At 71.2% G+C, this 14,047-nt stretch carries 14 protein-coding genes; 5 read left to right on the top strand and 9 right to left on the bottom strand.

Annotated elements, in window-relative coordinates:
- Positions 1–65: 65 nt before the first annotated feature.
- Genes ABEB00_RS31855 through ABEB00_RS31840 form a run of 4 tightly spaced genes read left to right on the top strand, consistent with a single transcriptional unit; the run spans position 66 to position 3,016 of the window.
- Positions 66–1,688 (top strand): hypothetical protein, encoded by a 1,623-nt coding sequence (locus ABEB00_RS31855; protein ID WP_345624164.1) that lies wholly within the window; start codon positions 66–68, stop codon positions 1,686–1,688.
- Entirely contained in the window at positions 1,685–2,227 is a 543-nt protein-coding gene (locus ABEB00_RS31850) for a hypothetical protein (RefSeq protein WP_345624163.1), read from the top strand. The genes ABEB00_RS31855 and ABEB00_RS31850 overlap by 4 nt, the downstream gene beginning before the upstream one ends.
- Positions 2,224–2,778 (top strand): nucleoside deaminase, encoded by a 555-nt coding sequence (locus ABEB00_RS31845; RefSeq protein WP_345624162.1) that lies wholly within the window; start codon positions 2,224–2,226, stop codon positions 2,776–2,778. The genes ABEB00_RS31850 and ABEB00_RS31845 overlap by 4 nt, the downstream gene beginning before the upstream one ends.
- 49 nt (positions 2,779–2,827) lie before the next feature.
- Positions 2,828–3,016 (top strand): DUF397 domain-containing protein, encoded by a 189-nt coding sequence (locus ABEB00_RS31840; RefSeq protein ID WP_345624161.1) that lies wholly within the window; start codon positions 2,828–2,830, stop codon positions 3,014–3,016.
- 61 nt (positions 3,017–3,077) lie between these two features.
- On the opposite strand, the gene ABEB00_RS31835 is transcribed toward ABEB00_RS31840, so the two are convergent.
- The 5 genes from ABEB00_RS31835 to ABEB00_RS31815 form a co-directional block, all read right to left on the bottom strand.
- Positions 3,078–3,551: a carboxymuconolactone decarboxylase family protein gene (locus ABEB00_RS31835; protein WP_345624160.1), complete on the bottom strand. Its 474-nt coding sequence runs from the start codon at positions 3,549–3,551 to the stop codon at positions 3,078–3,080.
- A 118-nt stretch (positions 3,552–3,669) separates the two neighbouring features.
- A complete protein-coding gene (locus ABEB00_RS31830) occupies positions 3,670–4,548 on the bottom strand; it encodes an alpha/beta fold hydrolase (protein WP_345624159.1) in 879 nt (292 codons plus the stop codon).
- A 370-nt stretch (positions 4,549–4,918) separates the two neighbouring features.
- Positions 4,919–5,338, bottom strand: coding sequence for an Hsp20/alpha crystallin family protein (locus ABEB00_RS31825; protein WP_345624158.1), 420 nt, complete (start codon positions 5,336–5,338; stop codon positions 4,919–4,921).
- A gap of 266 nt (positions 5,339–5,604) precedes the next feature.
- On the bottom strand, positions 5,605–7,083 hold the full coding sequence (locus ABEB00_RS31820) for an MFS transporter (protein WP_345624157.1): 1,479 nt from the start codon (positions 7,081–7,083) through the stop codon (positions 5,605–5,607).
- A gap of 317 nt (positions 7,084–7,400) precedes the next feature.
- A complete protein-coding gene (locus tag ABEB00_RS31815; RefSeq protein WP_345624156.1) occupies positions 7,401–8,810 on the bottom strand; it encodes a DUF445 domain-containing protein in 1,410 nt (469 codons plus the stop codon).
- 193 nt (positions 8,811–9,003) lie between these two features.
- On the opposite strand from ABEB00_RS31815, the gene ABEB00_RS31810 reads away from it, so the two are divergent.
- Positions 9,004–10,422: an SGNH/GDSL hydrolase family protein gene (locus ABEB00_RS31810; RefSeq protein ID WP_345624155.1), complete on the top strand. Its 1,419-nt coding sequence runs from the start codon at positions 9,004–9,006 to the stop codon at positions 10,420–10,422.
- Between the two features lie 88 nt (positions 10,423–10,510).
- Here ABEB00_RS31810 and ABEB00_RS31805 read toward each other — a convergent pair whose 3' ends face one another.
- From ABEB00_RS31805 to ABEB00_RS31790, 4 genes are all read right to left on the bottom strand, one after another.
- The gene (locus ABEB00_RS31805; RefSeq protein WP_345624154.1) at positions 10,511–11,233 is read right to left on the bottom strand and encodes a DUF1707 SHOCT-like domain-containing protein; all 723 of its coding nucleotides are present in this window, start codon (positions 11,231–11,233) and stop codon (positions 10,511–10,513) included.
- Between the two features lie 110 nt (positions 11,234–11,343).
- The gene (locus ABEB00_RS31800; protein ID WP_345624153.1) at positions 11,344–12,333 is read right to left on the bottom strand and encodes an ABC transporter ATP-binding protein; all 990 of its coding nucleotides are present in this window, start codon (positions 12,331–12,333) and stop codon (positions 11,344–11,346) included.
- A 12-nt stretch (positions 12,334–12,345) separates the two neighbouring features.
- Entirely contained in the window at positions 12,346–13,212 is an 867-nt protein-coding gene (locus ABEB00_RS31795; protein ID WP_345624152.1) for an ABC transporter permease, read from the bottom strand.
- Positions 13,205–14,005, bottom strand: a complete 801-nt coding sequence (locus ABEB00_RS31790; RefSeq protein WP_345624151.1) for an ABC transporter permease — start codon at positions 14,003–14,005, stop codon at positions 13,205–13,207. Before ABEB00_RS31790 ends, ABEB00_RS31795 begins: the two co-directional genes overlap by 8 nt.
- Between the last annotated feature and the right edge of the window lie 42 nt (positions 14,006–14,047).

The raw sequence follows: 14,047 nt of genomic DNA, 5'->3' as shown, positions 1-14,047 counted from the left end.
TGCTCCTCTGCGCCTTGGTGCTCGGTCTCCTTGCCGTCACCTGGCCACGGGAACATGACGACGTCGTGGACGCGACACAGTTCAGCATCGCCTTCTTCGCCACCCTGTTGACCGGCGAGGCAGTCATCTTCGCGCTGACGTTCTCCGCGGCAAGCTCCTGGCCCTCGCTGCGGGCGATAGACAGCCATATCGCCTTCCGTGAGTGGGTACTGGTCGGCTGGTTCGCCGCCCTCTTCACCGCGTGCGGCCTGCTGGTCGGCGACGCCCCCGGCGCTACCTACGGCGCTCTGCTCTTCCTCTTGGCCAACGTTTTCGGCATCTTCTCCTTCATCCGGCTCTTCGGCCTGGCCAGCGTCGGAGGGCGGAACGAGTTACTGCGCCACACTCTGGCGGGGGCTCTGTCCCGGCAGGGCGCGCAGGCGGTTCGTTCCACCGGCGCTCAAGAGAACGACGCCGTCATCAACTCGTACCTCGGTGCCGTAAGCCAAGCCGCTACCAGCAACGATCCCACCGCCTTAAGACACCTTGCCCATCAACTGGTCGAAGCGGAGGTTCCAGCGGCGTCCGCGGAGCCGGCCATCACGCTCCACCTGGTTGTCCTGCACCGTCTCGCGCGAGCCACCCTGATCAGCGGTGCCGATCCGGCCCAGGTGGCCGCTTGCTCCCGGATACTCGTCGATTCCTCGATCGTTCATATCCGACGCCTTGCCGACCCCGCACCCGCTCTCGGCTCGCTCAGCCGTTATCTGGCCTGGCTCGCCAACACCGCGCTGCTCATGTCCGTACGCGGAGTGGCCTCCAACCGGGCCGCTCGTGAGCTGGTCGCCCTGTCCACCGACGCTCGGCTGAAGATACTCCGCTGCGTAGACCCCGACCCCAAATCCGCCGCCGCGCGCGACGAACTCGGTACGATCCTCACCACTCCGGTACAGGTACTGCTGTGGTGCAGCGACTTCACGGAGTTCCACGGTGCCCACCAGGCCAGCGCCTTCTACGGCGTTCACGAGATCCTCACTGGCGCCAAGTTCATGGGCAACTACTGGGACGGCGCCTCTGTCCTCACCCAGTTGCGCGACAACCTGTACGGGGCCGCCGCCCTCACCTCAACCGAGGCGCGGGATACGCGCGAGGTCTTCGGTTCCCCGCACGACTTCGACCACTTCTGGGCGCTCGTGTCGGTGACCGCGTTCGCCACGCTGCGCGACGTACGCCTGCCCCACCCACCGGAGCTGATCCGCCCCGAGTTCACCCCTGACCCCCAGTTACTGGGTGCTTATCTGCGTACGTTCGCCACTCACCGCTATTTTGATTCCGCTGACCAAGCTCGATCCGCTCTGCTGACCCTTGTAGGCCGTGCCGACACACCCGGTTCCCCCGCTGCGGAGATCCGCACCGCTCGCCGCGGTCACGACTACCGGATGCCGGCCCCGATCACCGAGCCGCATCACCGTCCGGCCGCGATGGTCCTCGCCATCGCCTGCCGCCTTGCTCCGCTCGCCCCCGACGACACAGATACCGATCTTCGCAGGTTTCTCGCCACCCTCCCCGTACCAGCGCTCAGGGCGGCCGCACGGCTCGCCGTTCGGGTTTTACCAGGAGCCGCAGAACAACCTGATCCCGCTGACGCCATCGTCCTCGGCTTGGCTGTCCTCCAACTCGTAGGCACGCACACCCGGGAGGGCTCATGAGCGACCGGGGCATAAACGTCTCTGCGTGGCGTGAGCGTCTGGCTGCCGTGCAATCACAGGATGTGTCCGCCGTGCTGGTGGTGCAGTGCGATCAGATCTGGCTCCAGCCCGAGTACACGGCCTTCCGTAATGAGATCGATCAGCACCTCATGACGGCTCATCTGCGCCGGGGCCCGCATCTCGCCATCACCCGCGTGGTGCTGCACAACCTTCCTATCGCGCCTGAAGCTCCAGCCCGGGCCTCCGCTGTCGACCGCGCCTTCGAGGAGTGGCAGCACCGCCTGGCCGCCTCCAGCGTTCTGCTCTCCGAGCTCCCCAGCACCCACCGGGTACACCGTCTGATCCTCCGGAGCGACGAAGTGACCGCCCGTATGCCGGATATGGTCGAGATACTGAGAGACGGTGAATGGACGGACAGTCACCGGGCGGGAGCGGTGTTCCACGCCGTCAGGACCAACGGCACCACCACGCCTCTCACGGGGTACGACGTTGATCTGGACGGCCCCTTCGGCGATGCCGACCCCTCGGTCTTCATGTGAGTGCGGCCGACAAGCACCATCGGAAACTTGGAGGCAAGGTGCCCTACGCTCCAGCAAGCGCTGCGGATCACGCGTTCCTCGCTCAGGCCATCGAACTGTCCCGACACGCACTGGAGGACGAGGGCAAAACCCCTTTTGGAGCGCTCCTCGTCATCGACGGTCAAGTCATGGGAACGGGCACGAGTTCGGTTGTCCAACTTCACGACCCCACAGCTCATGCCGAGGTCATGGCGTTGCGTGACGCCGGTGCCAAGCTTGGACGCCACCTCATGGAAGACGCTGTTCTGTACTCCAGCAGTGAGCCGTGCCCCATGTGTCTGGTCGCCTGCTACTGGGCTCGGCTCCCTCGCCTCGTGTACGCCGCCACGAGTCATGATGCCGCCATGAGCGGGTTCGAGGATCTGCAGTTCTACCGTGAGCTGGCCCTGCCCAATGCCGAACGGGCGCTCCTCTCGGAGACTGCCGTGGGCGGTAGCACCCAGGAAATCGCGGCGGCGGCGCTGGCGAGCTGGGCCGACAAGTTGCCGTTCCCCGTGGAACCCAAACTCTGAGCGATCCAACCGTCCAGACCATCGAGAACATCGTGAAGGAGTACGCCCGATGAGCACACCTCCATGGATCAAGTCGTCCTACAGCAACGGCGCCGGAGGCGAGTGCGTCGAGTGCGCTCGCCTCCCGCAGGGCACGCTGGTGCGTGATTCCAAGCGTGCGGACGGCCCCGCGCTGGCGGTGCCCGGCCGGGCGTGGGGTTCGTTCGTCGACGCGCTGCGCCGCGGCGAACTGGTATGAGGCACGACGGCCCGCCCCCTCCCCCGGGGCGGGCCGTCGGTCGGTGTCGGGGGGTGACCGGTCAGCCGAACATGCCCGGCTCGTAGTCGCCCGCCGGGCGGCGGACCGCGACGTTGATGCGGTTGTAGGCGTTGATGACGGCGATCAGGGAGACGAGCGCGGCGAGTTGTTCCTCGTCGTAGTGCTTGGCGGCGTTGGCCCAGACCTCGTCGGAGACGCCGCCGGCGGCGTCGGCGATGCGGGTGGTCTCCTCGGTCAGTTCGAGGGCGGCGCGCTCGGCGTCGGTGAAGACCGTCGCCTCGCGCCAGGCCGCGACCAGGTGCAGGCGCACTGAGGTCTCCCCCGCGTGGGCGGCGTCCTTGGTGTGCATGTCGGTGCAGTAGCCGCAGCCGTTGATCTGGCTGGCGCGGATCTTCACCAACTCCTGCGTGGAGTGCGGCAGCGCGGACTCGGTCAGGGTCTTTCCCGCCGCCTGGAAGTGGCCGAAGAGCTTCCGCGTCACCGGGACCGCGAACACGTCGAGACGAGCTTCCATGGTGGTTCCCTCCATCAGTGGGTCGGTACACCGCTATGACGGAGGGGCCGCGGGCGATGTGACAGCGGCACCGCGTTCGCCGGTGTGACCTGCGTCGCATCCCGCGGGCCGGGGCGGGTCACGGCTCGCGGGCGAGGAGTCGTAGCAGCGCGTCGGAGACCGTGTCGGGGCGTTCGTCCATCACCCAGTGGCCCACGTCCGCCGGCATCGTCAGTTCGGCGCGGGGGATGCGGGTGGCCAGCTCGGTGGCGATGTCCGGGCTGAGGTAGGAGTCCGCGCGGCCCCAGATGACGGCCGTCGGACAGGTGATGCGGTCGAGGCCGCGGCGCAGGTCGGGGCGGGGGGCCGTGCGGTAGTGGGAGAAGAAGTGGAGCAGCCAGCGGCCGCCTTCCGGTGTGTCCATCCAGTCCACGTAACCGGCCAGGGTCCGCGGGTCGAGGTGCCCCGCCCGCACGAGGGGGGCGAAGGCGCGGCGGTGCAGGGCGGACAGGGGCAGCAGGCGGGCGGCCGAGGAGCGCAGGACCGGGGTCCGGCCGGCCAGGGTGAGAAAGGTGAAGACGGCGTACCACTGGCCGCTGAAGGAGGACTGGGCGCGGCTGTTGAGGAGGGCCAGGCGGCGTACGCGGTCGGGGTGGGCCTGGGTGAAGCCGAGGGCGAGGAAGCCGCCGTAGTCGTGGCCGACGAGGGTGGCGGAGTCGATGCCGAGAGCGTCGAGGAGGCGGCCGACGCGGGCGACCTCCGTCTCGTAGTCGAAGGGGAGGTGGGTCGGGTGGTCGGACTCGCCCCAGCCGAGGAGGTCGGGGGCGATGACGCGGTGGGTGCGGGCCAGGGGTGGGATCTGGTGGCGCCAGCAGTGGTGGTTGGCGGGGTAGCCGTGCAGGAGGAGAACCGGTTCGGCATCGGGTGGGCCCGCCTCCCAGTAGGCGACGCGGGCGCCGTCCACGACTGCCGTCCGGGCACCGTTCGTCCACTCGCTGCCGGAATCCTGCGCGGTCATCGTCTCTCCCTGCTCTTCGTCCCACGGGCGGCTCGGGCGGCATGACCGACCCGGCCGGGTGCGGCCGGTACGACCGGTACGGCCGGTACGGGCGGTGCAAGCAGTACGGGTAGTACGAGCGGTGCGGGGCCGTACCGGCTGGCCGGTCGGTGGCTCGCCACTGGTGCAACGACGCGGCACGGCGTTCCGCACACTCTCACTTACCCGTTCGGGTGAAGAAGGGTTCACGGGCACCCTCGCAGAACCGGCGAGGGGCGCCCCGCGGGCCCGTTCTCGGTGCCTGCGGGACGCCCCTGAGGACAGTCCTTTTCGGTGACGACGGTCCTTTTCGCTGACCGCGGTCCTTCTCGGTGACGACAGCTCCGCTCGGTTACGTCAACTGCCTGCGGTCGGCGCCGCCGGCGATCTGGATGCGGCGCGGCTTGGCCTGTTCGGCGACCGGGATCCGCAGGGTGAGGACGCCGGCGTCGTACGAGGCGTCGATGCGGTCCGTGTCCAGGGTGTCGCCGAGGAAGAGCTGGCGGGTGAACGTGCCGGTGGGCCGCTCGGCGACGACGGGCTCGGCGCCCTCGGGGGCCGGGGACCTGCGTTCGGCGCGGACGCTCAGGACGTTGCGCTCGACGTCCAGGTCGATGGACTCGGGGTCGATGCCGGGGAGGTCGAAGTGGACGACGAAGTCGTCACCGGAGCGGTACGCGTCCATCGGCATCGCCGACGGGCGGGGGGTCTGCGTGAAGACCTGCTGGGCGAGGCGGTCGATCTCGCGGAAGGGGTCCGTGCGCATGAGCATCACAGTTCTCTCCTCTCTACAGATGTGGGTGCGATGCCCTCTGTACGCCTTCTTATATACCCCGTCGCGAGGAAAGTTGACAACCTCCGACTCAGGTTTTCACCCGGACTTGGGTCAGGTGTGGTCGTCTCCGGGGCTCCAGGGACTCCGGGGACTCCGGGGACTCCGGGGACTCCGGGGTCTCCGGGGTCTCCGGGGTCTCCAGGGACTCCAGGGGCTACGCGAATCCGGGGGCTCGGTGTCGAGCCCCCGGGTTCGGTCCGCGTCTACGCCGCCGACAGCGGCTGCGCGATGTCCTCCAGGGAGCGCCGTTCCGCCTTGACCGCGAGGAACGCCGCCACCAGGCCCGCCGCGCACATCAGACCGGCGCCGACCTGGAAGGCGAGGACCGTGTCGCCGACCACGCCGGACTCGGTGAGGTCGGCGAAGAGCAGCGGGCCGCTGATGCCGCCGGCGGCGGTGCCGAGGGCGTAGAAGAAGGCGATGGCCATCGCGCGGGTCTCCATCGGGAAGATCTCGGAGACCGTGAGGTACGCGCTGGACGCGCCCGCGGAGGCGAAGAAGAGGACCACGCACCAGCAGGCGGTCATCGTGTTCGCGTCCAGCGAGCCGCGGCTGAACAGCCAGGCCGTGCCGAAGAGCAGGAGGCCGGAGAGCAGGTACGTCGAGGAGATCATGATCCGGCGGCCGACCGTGTCGAAGAGCTTGCCGAGCAGCAGCGGGCCGAGGAAGTTGCCGGCGGCGATGACGGCGAAGTAGTAGCCCGTGCGGCCGGTGGGCACGTCGAAGAAGGTGATGAGGATGGTGCCGAAGCCGAAGGTGATGGCGTTGTAGAGGAACGCCTGGCCGATGAAGAGGGAGAGGGAGAGGATCGCGCGCCGCGGGTAGCGGCGGAAGACGGTCTTGGCGATCAGGCCGAAGCCGATGCTCTTGCGCTGGTGGATGGTGATCTCACCGGCCGGCTCGGGGAGCTTGTGGCCCTTCTCCTGCTCGATCTCGCGTTCGACCGAGGTGACGAGCTTGTCGGCCTCGTCGCCGTAGCCGTGGATGAACTGCCAGCGGGGGCTCTCCGGGACGTGCCGGCGCACCAGCAGGATCACCAGGCCGAGGACGACGCCGAGGGCGAAGCTGAGCCGCCAGCCGAGGTCCTTGGGGAAGATGTCGGTGTTCAGCATGACGATGGAGAGCAGCGAGCCGCCGATCGCGCCGAGCCAGTAGCTGCCGTTGATGATGAGGTCGACCCGGCCGCGGAACCGGGACGGGATCAGCTCGTCGATCGCGGAGTTGATCGCCGCGTACTCACCGCCGATGCCGAAGCCGGTGAGGAAGCGGAAGAGGAAGAACCACCAGGACTCGAAGGACAGGGCGGTCAGCGCGGTCGCCGCCAGGTAGACCACCAGGGTGGCCATGAAGAGCTTCCGGCGGCCGAAGCGGTCGGTCAGCCAGCCGAAGAACAGGGCGCCGACGCAGGCGCCGGCCACATAGAGGGCAGCGGCCAGGCCGGTGATCTGGGCGGCGCTGATGTCCAGGCCGCTGCCTTCCTCGGCGATGCGGCCGGCGACGTTGCCGACGATGGTGACTTCCAGGCCGTCCAGGATCCACACGGTTCCCAGGCCGATGACGATCATCCAGTGCCAGCGGGACCAGGGCAGCCGGTCCAGGCGGGCCGGCACGGCCGTGGTGATGGTTCCGGTGGAAGCGGCCCCTGGGGCGGGCACCGAGGCCGGCGACGGTTCTGCTGTCATGGGATCCCTCTCCGTCGAACTGTCCGCCGAGTTGTCCGCCGCAGGTCCGCCGGACTGTCCGCCGGGTCGTCCGGCGGCCGTCCGCCGGGCGTCCGGTGGCTGTCCGCCGGTCGTCCGGCGGCTGACCACCGGGCTGTCCGCCGGGCGAACGCCTCCCTTGTGCCCAGGGGCGAAAGGATCACGCCGTCCGTGCGGGCAGGCCGGACGACCCGCCGGGCGGACCCCGCGAGTTGGGGTGCCGCGCGGCCGGCCGGGCGGACCCCGTGAGTCGCGGGGTGCCGCACGATCCACCGGACGACCCCGCGAGTCGGGGTGCCCTACGCCCCCAGCATGCGGGAGACCGTGTAGATCAGCAGCCCGGCGAGCGAGCCGACCACCGTGCCGTTGATCCGGATGAACTGGAGGTCGCGGCCGATGTTGGCCTCGATCTTCCGGGTGGTGTGCTCGGCGTCCCAGCCCGCCACCGTGTCGGTGATCAGGGAGGTGATCTCGTGCCGGTAGGTGGTCACGACGTAGACCGCGGCGCCCTCCACCCAGCCGTCCACCTTGTTCTGGACCTTGGGGTCGGAGGCCATCCGGGCGCCGAGGGAGAGCAGCGAGGCGCGTACCCGCAGGCGCAGTTCGCTGCGCTCGTCCTCGGCCGCCGAGACGATCATGGATCGTACGGCCGTCCAGGCGGAGGCGATCAGGTCCTGGACCTCGCCGCGGCCCAGCACCTCGGTCTTCAGCCGCTCCACCCGCGCCCGCGTGTCCGTGTCGCCCTGGAGGTCGGCGGCGAAGTCGGAGAGGAAGCGGTCCAGGGCGCCGCGCGCGGGGTGGGCGGGCATGTCGCGCATCTCGGTGACGAAGCGGAGCAGTTCCTTGTAGACCCGTTCGCCGACCCGCTTGTCCACGAACCTCGGGGTCCAGCCGGGCGCTCCGCCCTGGACCGCGTCCATCACGGAGTCGCCGTGCAGGACGAGCCAGTCGTGGGCGCGGGTGACGATCAGGTCGACGGCCCGGCGGTGGCCGCCGTCGGCGACGACCCGCTCCAGCATCTTGCCGATGCCGGGACCGATCTCCTGGGCGTCGGCGCGGCGGGTGATCGCCTCGCCCACCACCGCCTGGACGTCGGAGTCGCGCAGCACGGTCAGGGCGCCGCGCAGGGCGGCGGAGAGTTCGGCGGTGACCCGGTCGGCGTGCTCGGGCACCGCGAGCCAGGCGCCGAGCCGGCTGCCGATGCCGACCGAGCGCAGCCGTTGCCGTACGACGTCCTCGGAGAGGAAGTTCTCCCCGACGAACTCGCCCAGTGAGACGCCTAGCTGGTCCTTCTTCCTGGGGATGATCGCGGTGTGCGGGATGGGCAGGCCCAGGGGGTGGCGGAAGAGGGCGGTGACCGCGAACCAGTCGGCGAGGGCGCCGACCATGCCGGCCTCGGCGGCGGCGGAGACATAGCCCGCCCAGGCGCCGGCGCCCCGGTGGGAGGCCCATTCGGCGAGGACGTACACCAGGGCGACGAAGAGCAGCAGCCCGGTGGCGGTGAGCTTCATCCGGCGTACTCCGCGCCGCTTCTCCTCGTCCGCCGGGCTGAAGGTGTTCATCGCGCGGTTCACGGGGGCGCCGGGCCGGGGAGCCTGACCGTCGACTCCGGTATCGACTCCGGCATCAACCCCGGCAGCGCCGCCGGCGCCGCCGGTGATCCCGGCGCCGCCGGTGGCCCCGGGAAGCCCGCTGTTCGTCCGTTTCATCCACTCCACCCGTTCGGTGATCCCTCACACAGTGTCCTTTCCCGACCGACTCCCGGAACGGAACACAAGTTCCCGGCGTCTGTCCGGAGGGGTAACGCGGCGGGGTCCCCTCCCGCGTCCCCGAACCCATGACACATCATGGGTTCCTCACCGCGGAGCCTCGAAGCTCCCCTCCCGAGGAGACCAGCACCACATGACCATGGGTCATGACCCGGGCGCGGGGGCGCCCCCCGCCCAGCCGCCCGCCCAGCCCCCCGCCCCTTCCCCCGCCGGACGGCACCCACGCCCCCGGCACCACGCCCTGCTCGCCGCGATCGTCGCGGCCGTCGTGGCGCTGTCCGCCGGCATATACGTGGGCGCGGCCGCCGACGACGGTACGGCCGGCCGTGCCCCGCGGGCCGCCGGACCCGTCCCGCCGGGCGCCGCCGCACCCGCCTCCGCCGGCACCTGGGTCGGCGCCTGGTCCGCCTCCCCGGCCGCCGCGGAGCCCGGCACCGAGACCACCGGCATGGCCGGCCGCTCGGTGCGCAACGTCGTACACGCGGGCGTCGGCGGGACCAGTGCCCGCATCACGCTCTCCAACCTCTACGGCCAGTCGCCGCTGACCGTCTCGCACGCCTCCCTCGCCCTCGCCGCCGGCCGGGGCACCGCCGCCGCGGCCATCGGCACCATGCGGCGGCTCACCTTCGGCGGCACCGCCCGGGTCGTCGTACCGGCCGGCGGGCAGGTGCTGAGCGACGCCGTACGCCTCACCGTCCCGTACGGCGCCGACGTCCTGGTCACCACCTACTCCCCCACCCCGTCCGGCCCGGTCACCTACCACCCGCACGCCCGGCAGACCAGCTACCTGGCCACCGGCGACCGCACCGAGGACGCGACCGCCGCCGCCTACACCGGGACCACCCCTTCCTGGCGCTACCTGACCGCGCTGGACCTGCTCAGCAACGAGGCCGAGGGTACGGTCGTGGTGCTCGGCGACTCGATCACCGACGGCGTCACCGCCACCGCCGACGCCAACCGGCGCTGGACCGACGCGCTCACCGGGCGGCTGCGCGCGGCGATCGCGGCCGGGCGGGACGTGCCGCGCTACAGCGTCGTCAACCAGGGCATCAGCGGCAACCGCGTCCTGACCGGCGGCACGGGCCGGCCCGCCGACAACCCCAGCGGACTCGACCGCTTCGCCCGCGACGTCCTCGGCCGCACCCGGGTCAAGGCCGTCGTCATCGACCTCGGCGTCAACGACATCCTGCGCAACCCCGGGGCCGCCGACCCCGAAGCGATCCTCGACGGCCTGCGCACCCTGGTCGACCGGGCGCACGCGCGGGGGCTGAAGGTGATCGGCGCGACCCTGATGCCGTTCTACGGCCACCGCGGCTACCGCACCGACCGCGAGAACGTACGGCAGGAGATCAACGCGCGGATCCGCTCGGGCACGGTGTTCGACGCGGTCGCCGACTTCGACAAGGCGCTGCGCGACCCGTACGACCCGCGCCGGCTGCGCGCCGACCACGACTCCGGTGATCACCTGCACCCCAGTGACCGGGGGTACGCGCGGATGGCCGAGGTCTTCGACCTGGCCGACCTGAAGGGCGCGGCACCGGCCCAGTTGTGACCGGCCGCCCGCCCGGGTCCCGCCCGGGTCCCGCCCGGGTCCCGTCCCGGTCCCGTCCCCGCCCCCGGTTCCCGTCCCCCCGGGGGGCTCAGGTCAGTTTCCGGGTCTCCTCGCGGCTCAGCTTCCGCTGCCGCCGCTCCTCCTTCAGCCGCAGCCGCGCGGCCTTGGTGAGCTTGCGCTCGACCCCGACGCCGCCCCAGAAGGCGAAGCCGCTGACGATGACGCGCGGGGCGCCCGGGTCGCCGGGGACGCCCTCCTCGCTGTGGTCGAAGCCGCCCATGATGCCGATGCCACGCACCACGACCTCGACGCCGGGCGGCACGATCACGGCCATCCCGCCCATGATGGCCACGCAGTTGATGACGATCTCGCGGTCCGCGAAGTCCGCCTCACGCAGGTCGAGTTCGCCGCCGCCCCAGAAGGCGAAGCAGGTGAACCGCCGCGGGACCGTCCAGCGGCCCTTGCGCTGGAAGCCGGACATGACCGCGACGGCCCGGTTCGAGGAACCCTCGGCGCCGGTGATCCGCCCGGCCCACTCCCCCGCCGGCTGGGCCGGCTTGACCATCGAGACCCGCGAGCCGGGAGCCCCGGGGACCGGCAGGTCCCGGGTGATCGGCAGGTCCCGGGTGATCGGCAGGTCCCGGGTGATCGGCGCCAGTTCCCCGTAGGTACGGGCCCGGTAGGTGGCGTCCAGCCGCTCCTCGAACTCCACCATGTCCAGCCGCCCCTCGGCGACGGCGTCCCGCAGGATCTCGGCGACTCGTTCCCGGTCGGTGTCGGCCGCGCGCAGTTCGGGTGCGTCTTCGGTCATGTGTGCCAGCCTACGAGTTCACCGCCCCGGGCACCACGCGCCGGCCCGTTCCGCGTGGCGCCGTACGCCGGGCCGCGCCGGGCGGCGCACCTCTACGCCTCCGCCCTCCCCTACGCACCCGCCCGCTCCGCGTACATCTTCGCGATCACCGCCTCGATGTCCGGCTCCCGCACCGACAGGTCGACCAGCGGGTACGCGGCGGCGATCGCGGCCACCAGTCCCGCCGCCGACGCCGACGCCGGGAACGCCAGCCACTGGCGCGGCCCCTCCACCCGTACGACCCGGGCGGGGGCGGGGGCGTCGATCGGCGGCAGCTCGCGCTCCAGGTCGACCACCAGGGTCCGTTCGCTCTCCCCCACCTCGTGCAGCCCGGCGAGCGGACCGTCGTACATGAGCCGCCCGTGGTCGATGACCATCACGCGTGAGCACAACTGCTCGATGTCCTGAAGGTCGTGCGTGGTCAGCAGCACCGTGGTGCCCCGCTCGGTGTTCAACTCCCGCAGAAAGCCCCGCACCTTCGCCTTGGAGACCACGTCCAGGCCGATGGTCGGCTCGTCCAGGTACAGCACCTCCGGGTCGTGCAGCAGGGCCGCCGCGATGTCGCCGCGCATCCGCTGACCCAGCGACAACTGCCGCACCGGCACGTCCAGCAGCGCGCCCAGCTCCAGGAGTTCCACGCACCGGTCGAGGTTGGCGCGGTAACGGGCGTCCGGGATGCGGTACATCCGGTGCGCCAGCCGGTAGGAGTCGATCAGCGGCAGGTCCCACCAGAGCGTCGTACGCTGCCCGAACACCACCCCGATGCGCCGCGCGAGCCGCGTGCGCTCCCGGGACGGGTCGATGCCCGCCACCCGCAGCCGGCCGCCGCTCGGGGTGAGGATGCCGGTGAGCATCTTGATCGTCGTGGACTTCCCGGCACCGTTCGGCCCGATGTAGCCGACCATCTCCCCGCGCGCCACGCCGAACGACAGCCCGTCCACCGCCCGCACCTCCCGCCGCTCCCGCCGCAGGAACCCGGTCTTGCGGCGCACCTCGAAGACCTTCTCCACCCCGTCCAGGCGGATGAAGTCGTCGCGGTGGATGACATCGTCGTCCCGCACGTCGTCCACTCCCTAACTCCCCGTACTCCGGTAGGACCGCAGCCCCGCCCGCCAGGCCAGCCCCGACAGCGCGCAGCACACCGCCCCGGCCAGTGGTGACGCGAACGCCGTCCACACCGGCAGGTCCAGCGGCAACGGCCGCCCCAGCACGTAGGCGGCCGGTATCCAGTTGACGAAGGCCAGCGGCAGGACGAAGGTCACCGCGCGGACCATCTCCTGGGCGAACACCGTCGGCGGGTACTGCAACAGCGTCGCGCCGCCGTAGGTGAAGGCGTTCTGCACCTCCGAGGCGTCCTGCGCCACGAACTGGAACGCGGCGCCCGCCACGAACACCGCGCAGAACACCGCCCCGCCGCCGACCAGCGCCAACACCACCACCAGCACCTTCGCCGCCGTCCAGGCGACGTCCACGGCCGCCAGCCCGTAGCCGAGCACCAGCGCGCCCTGCGTGACCCGGCCCAGGCGGCGCAGCGCGAACCGGTCCGCCGCGAGCTGCGCCAGCACCGGTGCCGGACGGACCAGCAGCGTGTCCAGCGTGCCGTCGCGCACCCGCACCCCCAGCCGCTCCACCGAGCCGATCCCCAGGTCGGCCAGGCCGAAGGAGACCCCGCACAGCCCGTACAGCAGGGCGATCTCCGGCAGCGACCAGCCGCCGAGCGCGTCCACCCGGGAGAACATCATCAGGATCGCCACGAAGTCGAGCACGGTCACCGCGAAACTCGCGAACGTCGTCATGGCGAACGACGCCCGGTACGCCATCGTCGAGCGGATCCACATCGCCGCGATCAGCCCGTACGCCCGCAGCCCCGCGGCCACCCGGCCGCCGCCCGCCCCGCCCGGGTCCACGCCGGACCTGTGCTCCACACCGGTGTCAGCCACCCTGCACCACCACCCGCCGGGTCGCCGCCGCCTGCACCAGCCGCCCGGCACCGAGCAGCACCACCGCCCACCCGGTCTGGAAGGCGTACGTGCCCAGCGGATCGGCCTCGCCGAGCAGGACGTCCGCGGGCGCCTGGAGCAGCGAGGACCAGGGCAGCAGCCGCACCACCTCGCCGAGCGTGCCCGGGAAGACGTTCAGCGGCAGCATCATCCCGGAGCAGAACAGCCCCGCGATCCACGCCATCTGGGCCACCCCCACCCCGTCCAGCAGCCAGAACGCCGACAGCGCCACCAGATACCGGATGCCGAAACCGACCAGCATCGCCAGCACCACCGCGATCAGGAACGCCACCCAGGTCCCCGGGTCCCCGGGCAGGCTGACCGGGAAGAAAAGCGCCCCGAACGCGAACGGCAGCACCCCGCGCCCCAGCAACTGGAACAGCGACCGGCCCAGGTCCGCGGCCAGCCACCACGCCTGGAGGTCGGCCGGCCGGTACAGGTCGACCGCGATGTCGCCGGTACGGATCCGCTCCATCAGCTCGCCCTCGACGCCACCGCCCCCGATGGCCAGCGTCGACAGCAGCGCCTGCCCCAGCCAGACGTAGGTGAGGGCCTGCGCCTGGTCGTAGCCGCCCAGGTGGGGGCGCTCGTCCCACAGGGCGAGGTACGTGTACACCAGGATCAGTCCGAAGACGGTGTTGGTGAACACCCCGGCCGCGGTGGCCGCCCGGTAGGTGGCGTAGCGCCGGAAACCCCCCGCGGCGACGGCCGCGTACAACCGCCCCGAACCCACCTCACGCCCCTCCCCGCCGCCCGGCACCGAAGCGCAGGAGCC

Origin of the sequence: Streptomyces ziwulingensis (genome assembly GCF_039542605.1) — a bacterium.
Taxonomy (GTDB): domain Bacteria; phylum Actinomycetota; class Actinomycetes; order Streptomycetales; family Streptomycetaceae; genus Streptomyces; species Streptomyces ziwulingensis.
The sequence above is the reverse complement of the archived record's forward strand: the minus strand, read 5'-3'. Positions and strand labels throughout refer to the sequence as shown.

What these genes read in the sequence shown, in the direction of transcription:
- ABEB00_RS31850 (WP_345624163.1), top strand. Translation starts at nt 1,685, where the DNA reads ATGAGCGACCGGGGCATAAACGTCTCTGCGTGGCGTGAGCGTCTGGCT.
- ABEB00_RS31840 (WP_345624161.1), top strand. Translation starts at nt 2,828, where the DNA reads ATGAGCACACCTCCATGGATCAAGTCGTCCTACAGCAACGGCGCCGGA.
- ABEB00_RS31835 (WP_345624160.1), bottom strand. Translation starts at nt 3,551, where the DNA reads ATGGAAGCTCGTCTCGACGTGTTCGCGGTCCCGGTGACGCGGAAGCTC.
- ABEB00_RS31830 (WP_345624159.1), bottom strand. Translation starts at nt 4,548, where the DNA reads ATGACCGCGCAGGATTCCGGCAGCGAGTGGACGAACGGTGCCCGGACG.
- ABEB00_RS31825 (WP_345624158.1), bottom strand. Translation starts at nt 5,338, where the DNA reads ATGCTCATGCGCACGGACCCCTTCCGCGAGATCGACCGCCTCGCCCAG.
- ABEB00_RS31820 (WP_345624157.1), bottom strand. Translation starts at nt 7,083, where the DNA reads ATGACAGCAGAACCGTCGCCGGCCTCGGTGCCCGCCCCAGGGGCCGCT.
- ABEB00_RS31815 (WP_345624156.1), bottom strand. Translation starts at nt 8,810, where the DNA reads ATGAAACGGACGAACAGCGGGCTTCCCGGGGCCACCGGCGGCGCCGGG.
- ABEB00_RS31810 (WP_345624155.1), top strand. Translation starts at nt 9,004, where the DNA reads ATGACCATGGGTCATGACCCGGGCGCGGGGGCGCCCCCCGCCCAGCCG.
- ABEB00_RS31805 (WP_345624154.1), bottom strand. Translation starts at nt 11,233, where the DNA reads ATGACCGAAGACGCACCCGAACTGCGCGCGGCCGACACCGACCGGGAA.